A 13,892-nucleotide genomic window follows, 5' to 3' on the forward strand; every position below is an offset into this window, starting at 1 on the left:
GTCGAAGGTGACGGCATGCGACGGCCGGCTCTGCGCCACGGCGGTCAGCGGCGCCGGTACAGCATGTCCGGGAACGCCCGGAACACCGCGCTCGCGACGACCGCGACCAGCACGTTCTTGACGACGTCGCCGGGCAGGAAGGTCGCGCCCGTGGCGATCGCCTGGGCCGGCGTCATGTCCAGGCGCCACCCCATCACCGCGATGCCCAGCGGGTGCGTCGCGAGCAGGCTGCCGGCCATCGCGGCGCCGAACACCACGAGCGGCAGCCGGCCGGCGCGCACCCGGCGGCCGAGCGAGACGAGCGCCCCGGCGATCGCGGCGGCGACCGGGAACGCGAGCAGGTACCCGAACGACGGCTTGCCCACGACCGCCAGGCCGCCGGTGCCCTCGGCGAAGACGGGCAGCCCGGCCAGGCCGACGGCCAGGTACAGCAGGACCGCCAGCACGCCGCGGCGGGCACCGAGGACGACGCCGGCGAGCATCACGCCGAAGGTCTGCAGGGTGATCGGGACGGCCATCGCCGCGACGTGGATCGCCGGGAGCAGCGCGCACACGGCGATGAACGCGGCGAACGTCGCGACCAGGGCGACGTCGGTCGCCACGTGCGTGCGGGGGGCGACCGCCGCACCGGCGCGCCCGCCCGCCACGGCGTGGTCGTGGTCAGCAGATGTCGTCATGGCGTCGCTCCGGGTTCGCAGAGGGTGAGGTGGTGTGAGGCGGTCGCCGTCCCCAGGGGCGCCGGCAGGACCGGCTGCCACGCTAGCCGGTCGTAGGATGGACGGCGTTTGTGTCCGCCTCCCACGCCCGTCCCACGCCCGGCGGACCGCGATCGAAGGAACCCCACCGTGATCACTGCCCACGCCGTCGAGCTGCGCGTCGGCGCCCGCGTGCTGCTGGAGGAGGCGACGTTCCGGATCGCCGCGGGGGACCGCATCGGCCTGGTCGGCCGCAACGGCGCGGGCAAGACGACCCTGACGAAGACCCTCGCCGGGGAGACGCTGCCCACCGCCGGGCAGATCACCCGCGCGGGCGAGATCGGCTACCTGCCGCAGGACCCGCGCACCGGTGACCTCGACACGATCGCCATGGACCGGGTGCTGTCCGCGCGGGGGCTCGACGCCCTGGTCCGCAGCATGCGGGAGACCGAGGGCGCGATGGCCAGCGCCGACGAGGAGACGCGCGAGGCCGCGATGGAGCGGTACGGCAGGCTCGAGGAGCGGTTCACCGCGGCGGGCGGCTACGCGGCCGAGAGCGAGGCGAGCCGGATCGCGTCCAACCTCGGGCTGGACGAGCGCGTGCTCGGCCAGACGATCGGCACGCTGTCCGGTGGGCAGCGCCGCCGCGTCGAGCTGGCCCGCATCCTGTTCTCCGGTGTGGACACGCTGCTGCTCGACGAGCCGACCAACCACCTGGACGCGGACTCAATCATCTGGCTGCGCGACTACCTCAAGGCCTACCCGGGCGGCTTCGTCGTGATCAGCCACGACACCGACCTGCTGCGCGCGACGGTCAACAAGGTGTTCCACCTGGACGCCAACCGCGGCGAGCTCGACCAGTACAACCTCGGCTGGGACGCGTACCTGCTGCAGCGCGAGACCGACGAGAAGCGCCGCAAGCGCGAGCGCGCGAACACCGAGAAGAAGGCGTCGGTGCTGCTGGCCCAGGCCGACAAGATGCGCGCCAAGGCGACCAAGGCCGTCGCCGCGCAGAACATGGCCCGCCGCGCCGAGCGGATGCTGTCCTCCCTGGAGGAGGTGCGCGCGTCGGACAAGGTCGCCCGCCTGCGGTTCCCCACCCCCGCCCCGTGCGGCCGCACGCCGCTCACGGCCGAGGGCCTGAGCAAGACCTACGGGTCGCAGGAGGTCTTCACCGACGTCGGCCTGGCGATCGACAAGGGCAGCCGGGTCGTCATCGTCGGCCTCAACGGTGCGGGCAAGACCACGCTGCTGCGGATGCTGGCCGGCATCGACGTCCCGGACACGGGTGCGGTCAAGGCTGGCCACGGGCTCAAGCTCGGCTACTACGCGCAGGAGCACGAGACGCTCGACCAGACCCGCACGGTCGTGGAGAACCTGCGCACCGCCGCGCCCGACCTCACCGACACCCAGGTCCGCTCGGTGCTCGGGTCGTTCCTGTTCTCCGGGGACGACGCCGACAAGCCGGTGAAGGTGCTGTCCGGCGGGGAGAAGACCCGCCTGGCGCTCGCGGCACTGGTGGTGTCGTCGGCGAACGTGCTGCTGCTCGACGAGCCCACCAACAACCTCGACCCGGCCAGCCGCGAGGAGATCCTCGGGGCGCTGCGGTCCTACGAGGGTGCGGTCGTGCTGGTGTCGCACGACGAGGGCGCCGTCGAGGCGCTCAACCCCGAGCGCGTCGTGCTGCTCCCCGACGGCGTGGAGGACCTGTGGGGCCCGACGTACGCGGACCTCATCTCGCTGGCCTGAGCTGGGCGTCGATGAGGGCGTCCTCCTCGTCCTCGGCGCTCGGCATCCGACGGCGTCGCGGTGCCTTCGGCGGGACCTGCGGTGCGGCCTCGTCCGCGGGCCGGCCGTCGGCCGGTCCGCCGTCGGGGATGCCCTCGTCGTCGGCGTCCACGAGCTCGCGTCGGGCCATGACGGAGAAGCCCACCAGCGACCCCAGGGCGAACGTCCACCACTGCAGCGCGTAGGACAGGTGCGACCCGGGGTCCGTGCTCGGCTGCGGCAGCGGGCCCAGACGCCCCGTGCCGGCCGGGTCCTCGGACACCATCGCGCCGTACGCCGCGTAGGCGGGCAGGTCGCCGGCGCCGCCCGCGGCGAGCACCTGCCGGACGGCGATCGCCTGCACCTGCCCCGCCGGGGCGCCCCGGCGCGACGCCGGCTCGTCCGGGCGCAGGCGGACCACCACCTCGACGTCGCCGGCAGGGGTGCGCGCGTCGGCCGCGCTCGCCTCGTCCGGCACCCACCCGCGGTCCACGACGAGCACCGCGGACGACCCGTCACCCGACGCGACCACGAGCGGCACGAGCTGGTGGAAGCCGACCTGACCGCCGGCCGGCCGGTTGCGCAGCAGCACGGCGGCCTCGGCGTCGTACCGGCCGGTGACCCGCACCGGGCGCCACTCCTCGGCGGCGGGCAACGGGTCGCCCGCCGAGCCCAGGACGTCCGCCAGCGGGACCGGGTCGGCGCCGAAGTTCGCCTCGACGACCGCGATCGCCGCGGACCGGGTCCCGTGCCGGTGCCACTGCCACAGACCCAGTGCGGTGCAGACGACGGCCAGGCCGACCGCGGCGGCGACCAGTCCCGCCGCGCGCTTGACGGCCGCGCGCCGCAGGGCCGCCCGGCGGGCGTCGCCCGTGCCGGCCGGGCTGCCGGTCGGACCGCCGGCCGCGCTGCCGGCCGTGCTGCCGGTCGAACCGCCGGCCGCGCTACCGGTCGTGCTGCCGGCGGGGCCGCCCGTGCCGCTCCCACTCACGCCGGGCCGCCTGCGGACGGGCGCTCGGCGACCTCCAGCTCGCTCACCGGGACGGTGCCCCGCAGGAACGACCGGGCGCCGAGGAACTGCTCGAGGTGCTCGCGGTGCGCGTCGCACGCGAGCCAGACCTTGCGGCGCTCGGGGGTGTGCAGGCGCGGGTTGTTCCACAGCAGGCCCCACGCAGCCTCGTCCCGGCACCCGCGGGCGCTGCACAGCAGCTCCTCGACGGCGTCGGGACGAGGGGAGAGCAGGTCAACCACGGGCAGGGCCGTCCGGCTGCGTCCGGCTGCCGCGGGTGGGGTCGTGCGGTTCCGGCACCCAGCGCTGGGTCGCCTCGTCCCAGCGGGGCATCCCGTGGTCCCACTGCGCGAGGTCGTCCTCCCACGTGCGGTGGACCGGGTTCACCGGCGGCCGCGCGGGGCCGCCGGGCACGGGCCCGGCGCCGAGCTGCGGGGTCACGTCGACGTACGGGTCCGGACGCTCGGGCCGCTCGCGTCCCGCGTTCGCCAGGACGACGGCGACGTACGGCAGCACGACGGCGCCCACCAGCAGCGCGACCGAGACCGGGGCCGGGACGCGGCCCCACGTGAAGACCGCGCCGAGGAAGCACAGCGTGCGCAGGCTCATCTGGAACATGTAGCGACGCGCGCGTCGGGCGATGTCGTCGCCCAGCGGCGTCGGAGCGGATGTGATCGTGTGCACCTGGGGAGTCCCGGTGCGGCGCTTGCTCACCACGTGAGTTTACGCGCGAAGGTGCCTCCGTGGATGCACGGGCCTTGTACGGATCGGACAAACCGCTCCGGGCATCGGTGTCGTCGCGTGCCACGACGGGGGACCGGGTGTCGGCTAGCGTCGGTGGGCGTGGCGCGGCGTGCGTCCGCGCAGGCGCACCACGACAGGAGAACGTGTGACCGAGACGAGCCCCGCAGCAGCCCCCGGCACCGCGGACCCCACCCGGGCACCGCGCAGCGTGCTGGTCACCGGCGCCAACCGGGGCATCGGCCGCGCGATCGCCGAGCGGTTCGTCGCGGCGGGCGACAAGGTCGCCACCATCTACCGCAGCGGCGACCTGCCCGAGGGCGTGCTGGGTGTGGTGGGTGACATGCGCGACACCGCGGCCGTGGACGCCGCCTTCACCGAGGTCGAGGCCGCGCACGGTCCCGTCGAGGTGCTCGTCGCCAACGCGGGCGTGACCCGGGACGGCCTGCTCATGCGGATGAGCGACGAGGACTTCACCGAGGTGCTCGACGTCAACCTCACCGGGTCCTTCCGGTGCGTCCGGCGCGCCTCGAAGGGGATGATCCGCCTGCGTCGCGGGCGCATCGTGCTGATCTCCTCGGTGGTCGGGCTCTACGGCGGTCAGGGGCAGGTCAACTACGCCGCGTCCAAGGCCGGACTCGTCGGCATGGCGCGCTCCGTCACCCGCGAGCTGGGCGGTCGCGGCATCACGGCCAACGTCGTCGCGCCGGGGTTCATCGACACCGCGATGACCGCCGAGCTGCCGCAGGACCGTCAGGACGCCTACCGGGCGTCCATCCCCGCTGGCCGGTTCGCCCAGCCCGAGGAGGTGGCCGGCGTCGTGCACTTCCTGGCGTCCGACGACGCGGCCTACATCTCCGGCGCCGTCATCCCGGTCGACGGCGGCCTCGGCATGGGTCACTGACCTCACGCTCCCCGGGCGCCCGCGCTCGACCACAGACGACCGAACACCACGAACGGAAGACATCCCCATGGGCCTGCTCGACGGCAAGAAGCTCCTCATCACCGGAGTGCTCACCGACAGCTCGATCGCGTTCCACGTCGCCCGTCTCGCGCAGGAGCAGGGCGCCCAGGTCGTGCTGACCTCCTTCGGCCGTCAGTTCCGGCTCACCCAGGCGATCGCCCGCCGCCTGCCCGCCGAGGCGCCGGTCGTGCAGCTGGACGTCACCGACGCCGAGGACCTCGCCGCGCTCGCCGATCGCGTCCGCGAGCACGTCGACCACCTGGACGGCGTCGTCCACTCCATCGGGTTCGCCCCGCAGTCGGTCATGGGCGGCAACTTCCTCGCCGGCGAGTGGGCCGACGTCGCGACGGCGCTGGAGGTGTCCGCGTACTCGCTGAAGTCCCTCGCCGTCGCCGCGCAGCCGCTGCTGTCGCAGGGCGGCTCGATCGTCGGGCTGACGTTCGACGCCCGCTACGCCTGGCCCGTGTACGACTGGATGGGCGTGGCCAAGGCCGCGTTCGAGTCCACCGCGCGCTACCTCGCCCGCGACCTGGGGCCGCTGGGCATCCGCGTCAACCTCGTCTCCGCCGGGCCGATCCGCACCACCGCGGCCAAGTCCATTCCCGGCTTCGAGGCCATGGAGGGCGGCTGGCCCGACCGTGCGCCGCTCGGGTGGGACGTCACGAACCCGGAGCCGACCGCGCGCGCCGTCGCGGCCCTGCTGTCCGAGTGGTTCCCCGCGACCACCGGCGAGATCGTCCACGTCGACGGCGGCGTGCACGCGATGGGACTGTAGGCCGCATGTCGCTGACCTCCGACCGCACCCGCCGGCTCGTCCTGCTGCGGCACGCCAAGGCCGAGCCGCCGGGGGAGTCCACGGGCGACGAGGTCCGCCCGCTCGCCCTGGCCGGACGCCGTCAGGCCAACCGGGTCGGGGCGGTCCTGGCCGCCGGCGGACTGGTCCCCGAGCTCGCCCTCGTGTCGCCGTCCGTGCGGACCCGGCAGACGTGGGAGCTGCTGCGCGGCGCATTCGGCGGCGCGGAGCCCGAGGTCCTGCACGACGACGTCGTCTACAGCGGCGGGGTGGGGGAGCTCGTCGCGACCCTGCGCGAGGTCGACGAGCGGGTCCGGACGGTGCTCGTCGTGGGGCACGAGCCGACGATGTCGTCCACGGCGGCCGCGCTGGCCGGTCCGGGGTCGGACACCGCCGCGCTCATGCGCGTCCGCGCGCACCTGTCGACCGCGGCGTACGCGGTGCTCGAGCTCGAGCCCGAGCACCGCTGGGACGGCCTGGCACCGGGCAGCGCCCGGCTGAGGACCGTCGTCTCGCCGGACGAGTAGCCGCGGCGCGTCGGGTCAGTCGAGCGGGAGCCCGGCGCGTCGGGTCAGTCGAGCGGGAGCCCGGCCGCCCAGCACGCCTCGCGCCGGAGCAGCTCGCGTCGCTCGGGGCTGTCGTAGGACCGCTGGTCGTGACCGAGCGCGTCGTACACCACGCGGCTCGTGCCGACCGTCCCGGCGAGCACCAGGGGGTGCGTCCGGCCGTCCCACTCGTGGGTGACGAGCGCCTCCCGGGTGGGGTCGACGTCCAGGTCGCTGTACCGCTCGTCTTCGAGGGAGAAGTCGGAGAGCCCGGCGGTGACCGGGTGCCCGGTCGAGGGGACCTGCACGGTGCAGCGGTCCAGGTCCGGGTGCCCCGAGGCGCCGTGCACCCAGCGGGCGCCGATGACCTCCCGCCACCGGGGGACGGGGGCGAACGCCATGCCGCCGCCGTGCACCGCCAGCACCGGGGCACCGGCGGCGACGTGCCGGTCGAGCGCGGCGCCGACCCGCTCCGCCTCGTCGAGCTCCTGCGCCGAGGTCTCCGGTGCGCCGGAGCACGCGACCACGAGCAGCGCCGTCCCGGCGTGCTCCTCCATCGCCGCCAGCACGTCCTCGCGCACCTGCGTGGCGAACCCGGCGTCGGTGAGCACCGACGCGATCGCCCGGGCCTGGGTGCGCAGGTCGTGCCACGGGTCCGCGTAGGCCGGCCCGCCGCTGGTCAGCACGACGGCCGTGCGGTGGACGTTCTCGTGGGTCGTGTCCGTGCGGTGGACGTTCTCGTGGGTCGTGTCCAGGGCGTCCATCTCGAGGGTGCCTCCCGGCTCAGAGGTGGCGCCGGTGCCGACGCTCGGGGGTGCGGTGCGTGGGTCGTGCGCCGGGGCCCCGGCGTCGATGACGGCCAGGACCGCGTCGAGCCGATGGTCCACGGAGGCGTCGGCGTGCCGGCGGACGACCGGCTTGGCGTTGAACGCGATGCCCAGACCGGCCGCCGCGATCATGTCGATGTCGTTGGCGCCGTCCCCGATGGCGACGGCGCGGTCCACGTCGAGCCCCTCGGCGTCGGCGAACCGGCGCAGCGCGGCCGCCTTGGCAGCCCGGTCGACCACCGGCCCCAGCACCCGGCCGGTCAGGACGCCGTCGACCACCTCGAGCCGGTTGGCGGCGGTGTGCCGGATGCCCAGGGAGGCCGCGAGCGGTTCGACGATCTCGGCGAAGCCGCCGGACACCAGGCCCACCGGCCAGCCGCGGCGGTCCAGCTCCGCGAGCAGCTCAGGGGCTCCCGGGGTGAGCTCGACCTCGGCGCGCACGTCGGCCAGCACCCCGACCGGCAGCCCGGCGAGCGCGGCGACGCGTTCGTGCAGCGAGGCGGCGAAGTCGATCTCGCCCCGCATCGCACGCTCGGTGACCAGCGCGACCGCCGCGGCGGCCGCGGCTCCGGCCCGGGCGGCCAGCATCTCGACCACCTCGCCGGTGAGGAGCGTCGAGTCGACGTCCATGACGACGAGGCGTCGCTCGGCCGGCCGGACGTCGGTGTGTCGGTTCACGCAACGCAGGGTAGCGGGGCCCGGTCCGGGCGCCCGCTCGGGGCGGGCGCGACGACGGCGCCGCCCCTGCGGGGTGCGGCGCCGTCGTGAGGCGTCGGAGCGGGCCGTGCCCCGTCCGGGGGTCCGGCCGTGCCGTGGCTACGACTCGACGATCGTCCCCTTCGGCACGACGGTGATGCCCGACTCGGTGACCGTGAAGCCCCGCGCCATGTCGTGCTCGGGGTCGAGCCCGATCCGCGCCCGGGCCGGGACGATGACGTTCTTGTCCAGGATGGCCCGGTGCACCTGGGCGTGCCGGTGCACCTTGACGCCGTCCATCAGGACGCTGTCCGACACCGCCGACCACGAGTGCAGGTAGACGCCCGGCGACAGCACCGACCCGGACACCGTCGCCCCCGAGACGATGACGCCGGGTGACACCACCGAGTCGGCGGCGTAGCCGATCCGGTCCGGTCCGGCGTGCACGAACTTCGCCGGCGGCAGGCCGGTGTAGCCGGTGTGCAGCGGCCACGCGTCGTTGTACACGTTGAACACCGGGGTGATCGAGATGAGGTCCTTGTTGGCCTCGAAGTACGCGTCGAGCGTCCCGACGTCCCGCCAGTAGTCCCGGTCCCGGTCGGTGGAGCCGGGCACGTCGTTGTGGATGAAGTCGTAGACGCCCGCGGTGCCCTTGTCGACAAAGTACGGCACCAGGTCGCCGCCCATGTCGTGCTTGGACTCCGCGTTGGCGGCGTCCTCGGTGACCGCCCGCACCAGCGCGTCGGCGTTCGCCACGTAGTTGCCCATGGACGCGAGGATCTCGCCGGGTGAGTCCGCCAGCCCGACCGGGTCGGACGGCTTCTCCCGGAACGCGGCGATCCGCCTCGGGTCGTCCGGGGTGGTCTCGATGACGCCGAAGTCCTTCGCCAGCGAGATCGGCTGGCGGATCGCGGCGACCGTGAGCTCGGCACCGGAGTCGATGTGGGACTCCACCATCTGGGAGAAGTCCATGCGGTAGATGTTGTCGGCCCCGACCACCACGACGATGTCCGGACGCTCGTCGTCGATGATGTTGAGGCACTGGTAGATCGCGTCGGCGCTGCCCAGGTACCAGTGCTTGCCGACCCGCTGCTGCGCGGGGACCGGCGTCACGTAGTTGCCGAGCAGGTTCGACATCTGCCACGTCTTCGTGACGTGCTTGTCGAGGCTGTGGGACTTGTACTGCGTGAGCACCACGACTCTGAGGTACCCGGAGTTGATGACGTTCGACAGGGCGAAGTCGATCAAGCGGTAGATGCCGCCGAACGGCACGGCGGGCTTGGCACGGTGGGAGGTGAGCGGCATCAGTCGCTTGCCCTCCCCACCTGCGAGGACGATTGCGAGGACGCGCGGCGCTGCCATGTGCAGAACATAGGCCCGGCGCTGTGACGAAGGCCACCCGGACGCGTCGCCCGACCGGTCGGGTCGCGCTAGCGTGACGCGCGTGAGAGTCGACCTGCTGACACGTGAGTACCCGCCCAACGTCTACGGGGGAGCGGGCGTGCATGTCGCCGAGCTCTCGGCCGTGCTGCGCCAGAGCCTGGACGTCCGGGTCCGGTGCTTCACCGGCAAGGGCGGGCACGCCGAGGGCGAGGGCGTGGTCGAGTACCCCGTCCCCGCCGAGCTGAGCGGGGCGAACGCCGCCCTGGCGACCTTCGGCGTGGACCTGGCCATCGCCGACGACGTCGCCGGCGCCGACCTGGTCCACTCCCACACCTGGTACGCCAACATGGCCGGCCACCTCGGCGGGCTCCTGCACGGCGTCCCGCACGTCATCTCGGCGCACAGCCTCGAGCCGCTGCGACCGTGGAAGGCCGAGCAGCTCGGTGGCGGCTACGCGCTGTCGTCCTGGGCGGAGCGGACCGCCTACGAGGGGGCCGCCGGGATCATCGCGGTGAGCGCCGGGATGCGGGCGGACATCCTGCGGTGCTACCCGCAGGTCGACCCCGACAAGGTCCACGTCGTCCACAACGGCATCGACCTGTCCGGTTGGCAGCGCCCGGAACCGGGCACCCCGGAGGCCGACGCCGCCGCCGCCGTCGTCCGTGACCTCGGCATCGACCCCGACCGTCCGTCGGTCGTGTTCGTCGGCCGGATCACCCGGCAGAAGGGCCTGCCGTACTTCCTGCGCGCGGCCGAGCAGCTGCCGCCGGAGGTCCAGCTCGTCCTGTGCGCGGGCGCCCCGGACACCCCGGAGATCGAGGCGGAGGTGCGCGGCCTGGTCGAGCGGCTGGCCGAGACCCGCAGCGGGGTGTTCTGGATCTCCCGCATGCTGCCGCGGGACGAGCTCGTCGCCGTCCTGGCCAGTGGCACCGTGTTCGCGTGCCCGTCGGTCTACGAGCCGCTCGGGATCGTCAACCTCGAGGCCATGGCGGTCGGCCTGCCGGTCGTCGGCACCGCGACCGGGGGCATCCCCGAGGTGGTCGACGACGGCGTCACCGGCCTCCTGGTGCCGATCGACCAGGCGCAGGACGGGACCGGCACACCGCTGGACCCCGACCGCTTCGTCGCCGACCTGGCCGGCGCGCTGACCGCCGTGGTCAGCGACCCGCAGCGGGCGGCCGCCATGGGCGTCGCGGCACGCCGCCGGGTCGAGGAGCACTTCTCCTGGGCCGCCATCGCGGAGCGGACCATCGAGGTCTACCGGTCCGTGCTGGGCTGACGCCCCGCGCTGAGGGGGGCACGGCGGGGTCGACGACGGGTGCGGCGGCCCCGGCCCCGGGTGACCGCGGGGTCAGGGCGGGGTCAGCCGCACGATCCGGTCGTCGCCCGGCCCCGGGCGCCCGCGGCCGTCGGTGTTGTTCGTGACGACCCACAGGGCGCCGTCGGGTCCGACCGTGACGTGGCGCAGCCGGCCCAGCTCGTCCACCAGCGCCGCACCGGTCTGCGCGTCGCCGTCGGACAGCCCGACCGTGAGCAGCCGCCGGCCGCGCAGCCCCGCGAGGTAGACGGTGTCGCCGACGACGGCCACGCCGCTGGGCGAGGCGTCGTCGGGGTTCCAGGCGGCGACCGGGTCGACGAAGCCGTCGACCTCGGCGCGCCCCTCCACCTCCGGCCAGCCGTAGTTGCCGCCCGGGACGACGACGTTGAGCTCGTCGAAGGTGTCCTGCCCGAACTCGCCGGCGACCATCGTGCCGTCGTCGCGCCACGCGAGCCCCTGGACGTTGCGGTGCCCCAGGCTCCACACGGGGCTGCCGGCGGTCGGGTTGCCGGGCGCCGGCGCGCCGTCGGGCGTCAGGCGCAGGATCTTGCCGGCGAGGGAGTCGGGGTCCTGGGCGGCGGCCCGGTCCCCGGCGTCCCCCGTCGTGACGTACAGGAAGCCGTCCGGGCCGAAGGCCAGGCGGCCCCCGTCGTGGTTGCCGGCCGCCGGGATGCCGCCCAGGACGGGCTGGAGGTCGCCGAGCGTCCCGGCCTCGGGGTCCAGCGTCGCCCGGACCACCTCGTTGCCCCCGGCGGCCGTCCGGTAGAGGTAGACCAGGCGGTCGTCCGCGACCTGGGGGGACACGGCCACCCCCAGCAGCCCGGCCTCGCCGCCGTGCACCGTCGTGGTGGCCAGCGCCTCGGCACCCGGGCCGGTCAGCGTGCGCGGGCCGGCGCCGGTGAGCAGCACGACCTCGCCGGCGTCGCGCAGGGTGACGAGCGCCGAGCCGCCCGGCAGGAATGCCAGGCCCCACGGGCTGGCCAGGTCGGTGACGACGTCCTGCGGCTCGGCGGTCGCCGGCGGCAGCGACGGGCCGGCCGGCCACGCGACGTCGTCCGGGGGCGCCGCGGCGGCGCCCGGCTCGGGTGCGGGCGCCGCGGCGGGCCCGGTCGCGCGCGGGGCGGGGGCGGGGTCCGGCTCGGAAGATGCGGGGGTGCACGCCGCGAGCGTGGTGACAAGGCCGAGCGCGACGACGGCCACGGTCGCCCGGCGAGGGGCGCGGGCCGGTGCGTCGTCCACCCGTCCACTCTCGGCCGGGGGAGCCAGGCCCGCAAGGGGCCTGCGCCTCGGTCAGACCGCGCCTCGGTCACGACCGCGCCTCGGTCAGGACCGCGCCTCGGTGAGGACCGCGCCTCGGTGAGGACCGCGCCTCGGTGAGGACCGCTCCTCGGTCAGGACCGCGCCGCGGCGGACGGTCCCTGGCCGGGGGTCGCCGTGGCGGCGGACATCGCCCGCCGGGCCGCCCGGTCCACCTCGCGCAGCGCGGCCGAGCGCTGGTCCGCCTGCCACAGGTTCACCGCGCCGCCGTCGTCGGACGTGGCCAGGGCGACGATGGCCCGCAGCCGCGCCGCGGTGACCAGGACCCGCAGCCGGCGGCCGTCGAGCCCGTCCGGGACCGGCCACCGCACGGGCGTGTCCCCACGCAGCGACGCGATCGCCTCGGCCGCGTCGGGGCGCCAGCGTGCGACGTCCAGCGACGCGAGCGCCTCGGTCGCGGAGATCAGCGCCTGGCGGAGGTCGCGTTCGGACTCCGCCAGGGAGCCGAGGGTGCCCAGGAGCCGGGTGCGCCAGTCCGGCACGGCCCGGACCTCCCAGGTCACCAGGTACCCGGGCTCGAGCGCGCTGCCGAACTCCTCGACGACCGGGACCGCGGCGAACGACCCGGCGGCGCCGTGCACGAGCACGCACTCGCCGGCGTCCACCGAGAGCCGGCCGGCCGCCGCCGGTACCCCGGTCAGGTCCCCGGGCGCCGGCAGGACGGCAGCGACGTCCCGGGGACCGGAGCACCAGGCCGCCAGCAGGCCGGCGAGGCCCTCCCCGGAGGCGTCGGCGCCCTCCCCGAGGCGCACCGTGTGCGGCTCGTCCTCTCCCTGGACGGCGTCCAGTGCGCTCTGCAGCGGCCCGGAGCCGGCACCGACCCGCTCGACCCACAGGGCCAGGAGGACCGAGCGCGGGAGGGTCAGCAGGTCGGCGGGCGCACTCACGGCGACCAACCTACGACGCCGGCGGTGTCGCGGTGCGGCGCCGGGGTCGGCGCGGGCTAGGGTCGGTCCCCATGAGTGAGGTGCTGGACCTGCAGGGCGTGTCCATCCGTCGGGGCACCAAGACCATCCTCGACACGGTGACCTGGCAGGTCCGGGACGGGGAGCGCTGGGTCGTGCTCGGCCGCAACGGCGCCGGCAAGACGACGCTGCTGCAGATCGCCGCGGGGCGGATGCACCCGACGTCCGGCACCGCCGACCTCCTCGGTGAGCGGATGGGCCGCGTCGACGTGTTCGAGCTGCGGCAGCGCATCGGGCTGGCGAGCTCGTCGCTGGCCGACCGGATCCCCGCGGCGGAGCGGGTGCGTGACGTCGTGCTCACCGCCGCGTACGGCATGACCGGTCGCTGGCGGGAGACCTACGAGGAGCCCGACGAGCAGCGCGCCGCGGACCTCATGGCTGCCTTCGGCGTCCTGGACCTGGCCGACCGGACCTTCGGGACGCTGAGCGAGGGGGAGCGCAAGCGCGCCCAGATCGCCCGGTCGCTCATGGTGGACCCGGAGCTGCTGCTGCTCGACGAGCCGGCGGCCGGTCTGGACCTCGGCGGGCGCGAGGAGCTGGTGGCGGCCCTGGCCGAGCTCGCCGGCGACCCGCGGTCCCCGGTGCTCGTGCTGGTCACGCACCACGTCGAGGAGATCCCGCCGGGCTTCACCCACCTGCTGCTGCTGCGCGACGGGCAGGTGCACGCCGCGGGTCCGCTCGAGGAGGTGCTGACCGCCGAGCAGCTCTCCGGTGCGTTCGGGCTGCCGCTCACGGTCGAGCGGCACGAGGGTCGCTGGGGAGCCCGCGCCGCCCGCTGACCGGTCGGGCCCGCGCCCGCCTCGCCCCCTGCGCGGCATCTGGCTGGTCGCGGCCGGGCGGACGCTGGTCCCCGCACCTCGTCGGGGCTCGCC

At 75.0% G+C, this 13,892-nt stretch carries 14 protein-coding genes; 6 read left to right on the forward strand and 8 right to left on the reverse strand.

Annotated elements, in window-relative coordinates; all coding sequences use genetic code 11:
* Window positions 1-44 precede the first annotated feature (44 nt).
* Window positions 45-677, reverse strand: coding sequence for a biotin transporter BioY (locus CAE01nite_RS15340; protein ID WP_146906332.1), 633 nt, complete (start codon window positions 675-677; stop codon window positions 45-47).
* Window positions 678-845: 168 nt separating this feature from the next.
* Between CAE01nite_RS15340 and abc-f the strand changes: the two genes are divergently transcribed.
* A complete protein-coding gene (gene abc-f / locus CAE01nite_RS15345) occupies window positions 846-2,444 on the forward strand; it encodes a ribosomal protection-like ABC-F family protein (protein ID WP_146906334.1) in 1,599 nt (532 codons plus the stop codon).
* On the opposite strand, the gene CAE01nite_RS15350 is transcribed toward abc-f, so the two are convergent.
* Genes CAE01nite_RS15350 through CAE01nite_RS15360 form a run of 3 tightly spaced genes read right to left on the reverse strand, consistent with a single transcriptional unit; the run spans window position 2,428 to window position 4,185 of the window.
* On the reverse strand, window positions 2,428-3,453 hold the full coding sequence (locus CAE01nite_RS15350; protein ID WP_246131257.1) for an SURF1 family cytochrome oxidase biogenesis protein: 1,026 nt from the start codon (window positions 3,451-3,453) through the stop codon (window positions 2,428-2,430). The two genes, abc-f and CAE01nite_RS15350, sit on opposite strands and share 17 nt — an antisense overlap.
* A complete protein-coding gene (locus CAE01nite_RS15355; protein ID WP_146906336.1) occupies window positions 3,450-3,713 on the reverse strand; it encodes a hypothetical protein in 264 nt (87 codons plus the stop codon). The genes CAE01nite_RS15350 and CAE01nite_RS15355 overlap by 4 nt, the downstream gene beginning before the upstream one ends.
* Entirely contained in the window at window positions 3,706-4,185 is a 480-nt protein-coding gene (locus tag CAE01nite_RS15360; RefSeq protein ID WP_146906338.1) for a DUF3099 domain-containing protein, read from the reverse strand. Before CAE01nite_RS15360 ends, CAE01nite_RS15355 begins: the two co-directional genes overlap by 8 nt.
* A 175-nt stretch (window positions 4,186-4,360) precedes the next feature.
* Between CAE01nite_RS15360 and CAE01nite_RS15365 the strand changes: the two genes are divergently transcribed.
* The 3 genes from CAE01nite_RS15365 to CAE01nite_RS15375 all read left to right on the forward strand — a co-directional run bounded on the left by CAE01nite_RS15365 (window position 4,361) and on the right by CAE01nite_RS15375 (window position 6,496).
* Window positions 4,361-5,116 carry a beta-ketoacyl-ACP reductase gene (locus tag CAE01nite_RS15365; protein WP_146906340.1) on the forward strand — a complete coding sequence of 252 codons (756 nt, stop codon included), beginning with the start codon at window positions 4,361-4,363 and terminating at the stop codon, window positions 5,114-5,116.
* Between the two features lie 67 nt (window positions 5,117-5,183).
* Window positions 5,184-5,951 carry an enoyl-ACP reductase FabI gene (fabI, locus tag CAE01nite_RS15370; RefSeq protein WP_146906342.1) on the forward strand — a complete coding sequence of 256 codons (768 nt, stop codon included), beginning with the start codon at window positions 5,184-5,186 and terminating at the stop codon, window positions 5,949-5,951.
* Window positions 5,952-5,956: 5 nt separating this feature from the next.
* Window positions 5,957-6,496, forward strand: a complete 540-nt coding sequence (locus CAE01nite_RS15375; protein WP_146906343.1) for a SixA phosphatase family protein — start codon at window positions 5,957-5,959, stop codon at window positions 6,494-6,496.
* Window positions 6,497-6,540: 44 nt separating this feature from the next.
* Here the strand turns inward: CAE01nite_RS15375 and serB are convergent, their stop codons facing one another.
* Both serB and CAE01nite_RS15385 read right to left on the reverse strand, forming a co-directional pair.
* A complete protein-coding gene (gene serB, locus CAE01nite_RS18870; protein WP_146906345.1) occupies window positions 6,541-8,019 on the reverse strand; it encodes a phosphoserine phosphatase SerB in 1,479 nt (492 codons plus the stop codon).
* 138 nt (window positions 8,020-8,157) lie between these two features.
* Window positions 8,158-9,399 (reverse strand): glucose-1-phosphate adenylyltransferase, encoded by a 1,242-nt coding sequence (locus CAE01nite_RS15385; RefSeq protein WP_146906352.1) that lies wholly within the window; start codon window positions 9,397-9,399, stop codon window positions 8,158-8,160.
* Between the two features lie 82 nt (window positions 9,400-9,481).
* Between CAE01nite_RS15385 and glgA the strand changes: the two genes are divergently transcribed.
* Complete coding sequence (gene glgA, locus CAE01nite_RS15390) at window positions 9,482-10,699, forward strand: glycogen synthase (protein ID WP_146906354.1); 1,218 nt, start codon at window positions 9,482-9,484, stop codon at window positions 10,697-10,699.
* A gap of 72 nt (window positions 10,700-10,771) precedes the next feature.
* Here glgA and CAE01nite_RS15395 read toward each other — a convergent pair whose 3' ends face one another.
* Together CAE01nite_RS15395 and CAE01nite_RS15400 are read right to left on the reverse strand one after the other, a co-directional pair.
* On the reverse strand, window positions 10,772-11,977 hold the full coding sequence (locus CAE01nite_RS15395) for a PQQ-dependent sugar dehydrogenase (protein WP_146906356.1): 1,206 nt from the start codon (window positions 11,975-11,977) through the stop codon (window positions 10,772-10,774).
* A 152-nt stretch (window positions 11,978-12,129) separates the two neighbouring features.
* Entirely contained in the window at window positions 12,130-12,942 is an 813-nt protein-coding gene (locus CAE01nite_RS15400) for an Rv1486c family protein (protein WP_246131258.1), read from the reverse strand.
* Between the two features lie 71 nt (window positions 12,943-13,013).
* On the opposite strand from CAE01nite_RS15400, the gene CAE01nite_RS15405 reads away from it, so the two are divergent.
* Window positions 13,014-13,799: an ABC transporter ATP-binding protein gene (locus tag CAE01nite_RS15405; RefSeq protein WP_146906358.1), complete on the forward strand. Its 786-nt coding sequence runs from the start codon at window positions 13,014-13,016 to the stop codon at window positions 13,797-13,799.
* Window positions 13,800-13,892: the final 93 nt, after the last annotated feature.

This window comes from Cellulomonas aerilata, assembly GCF_007991755.1.
GTDB classification, from domain to species: Bacteria; Actinomycetota; Actinomycetes; order Actinomycetales; family Cellulomonadaceae; genus Pengzhenrongella; species Pengzhenrongella aerilata.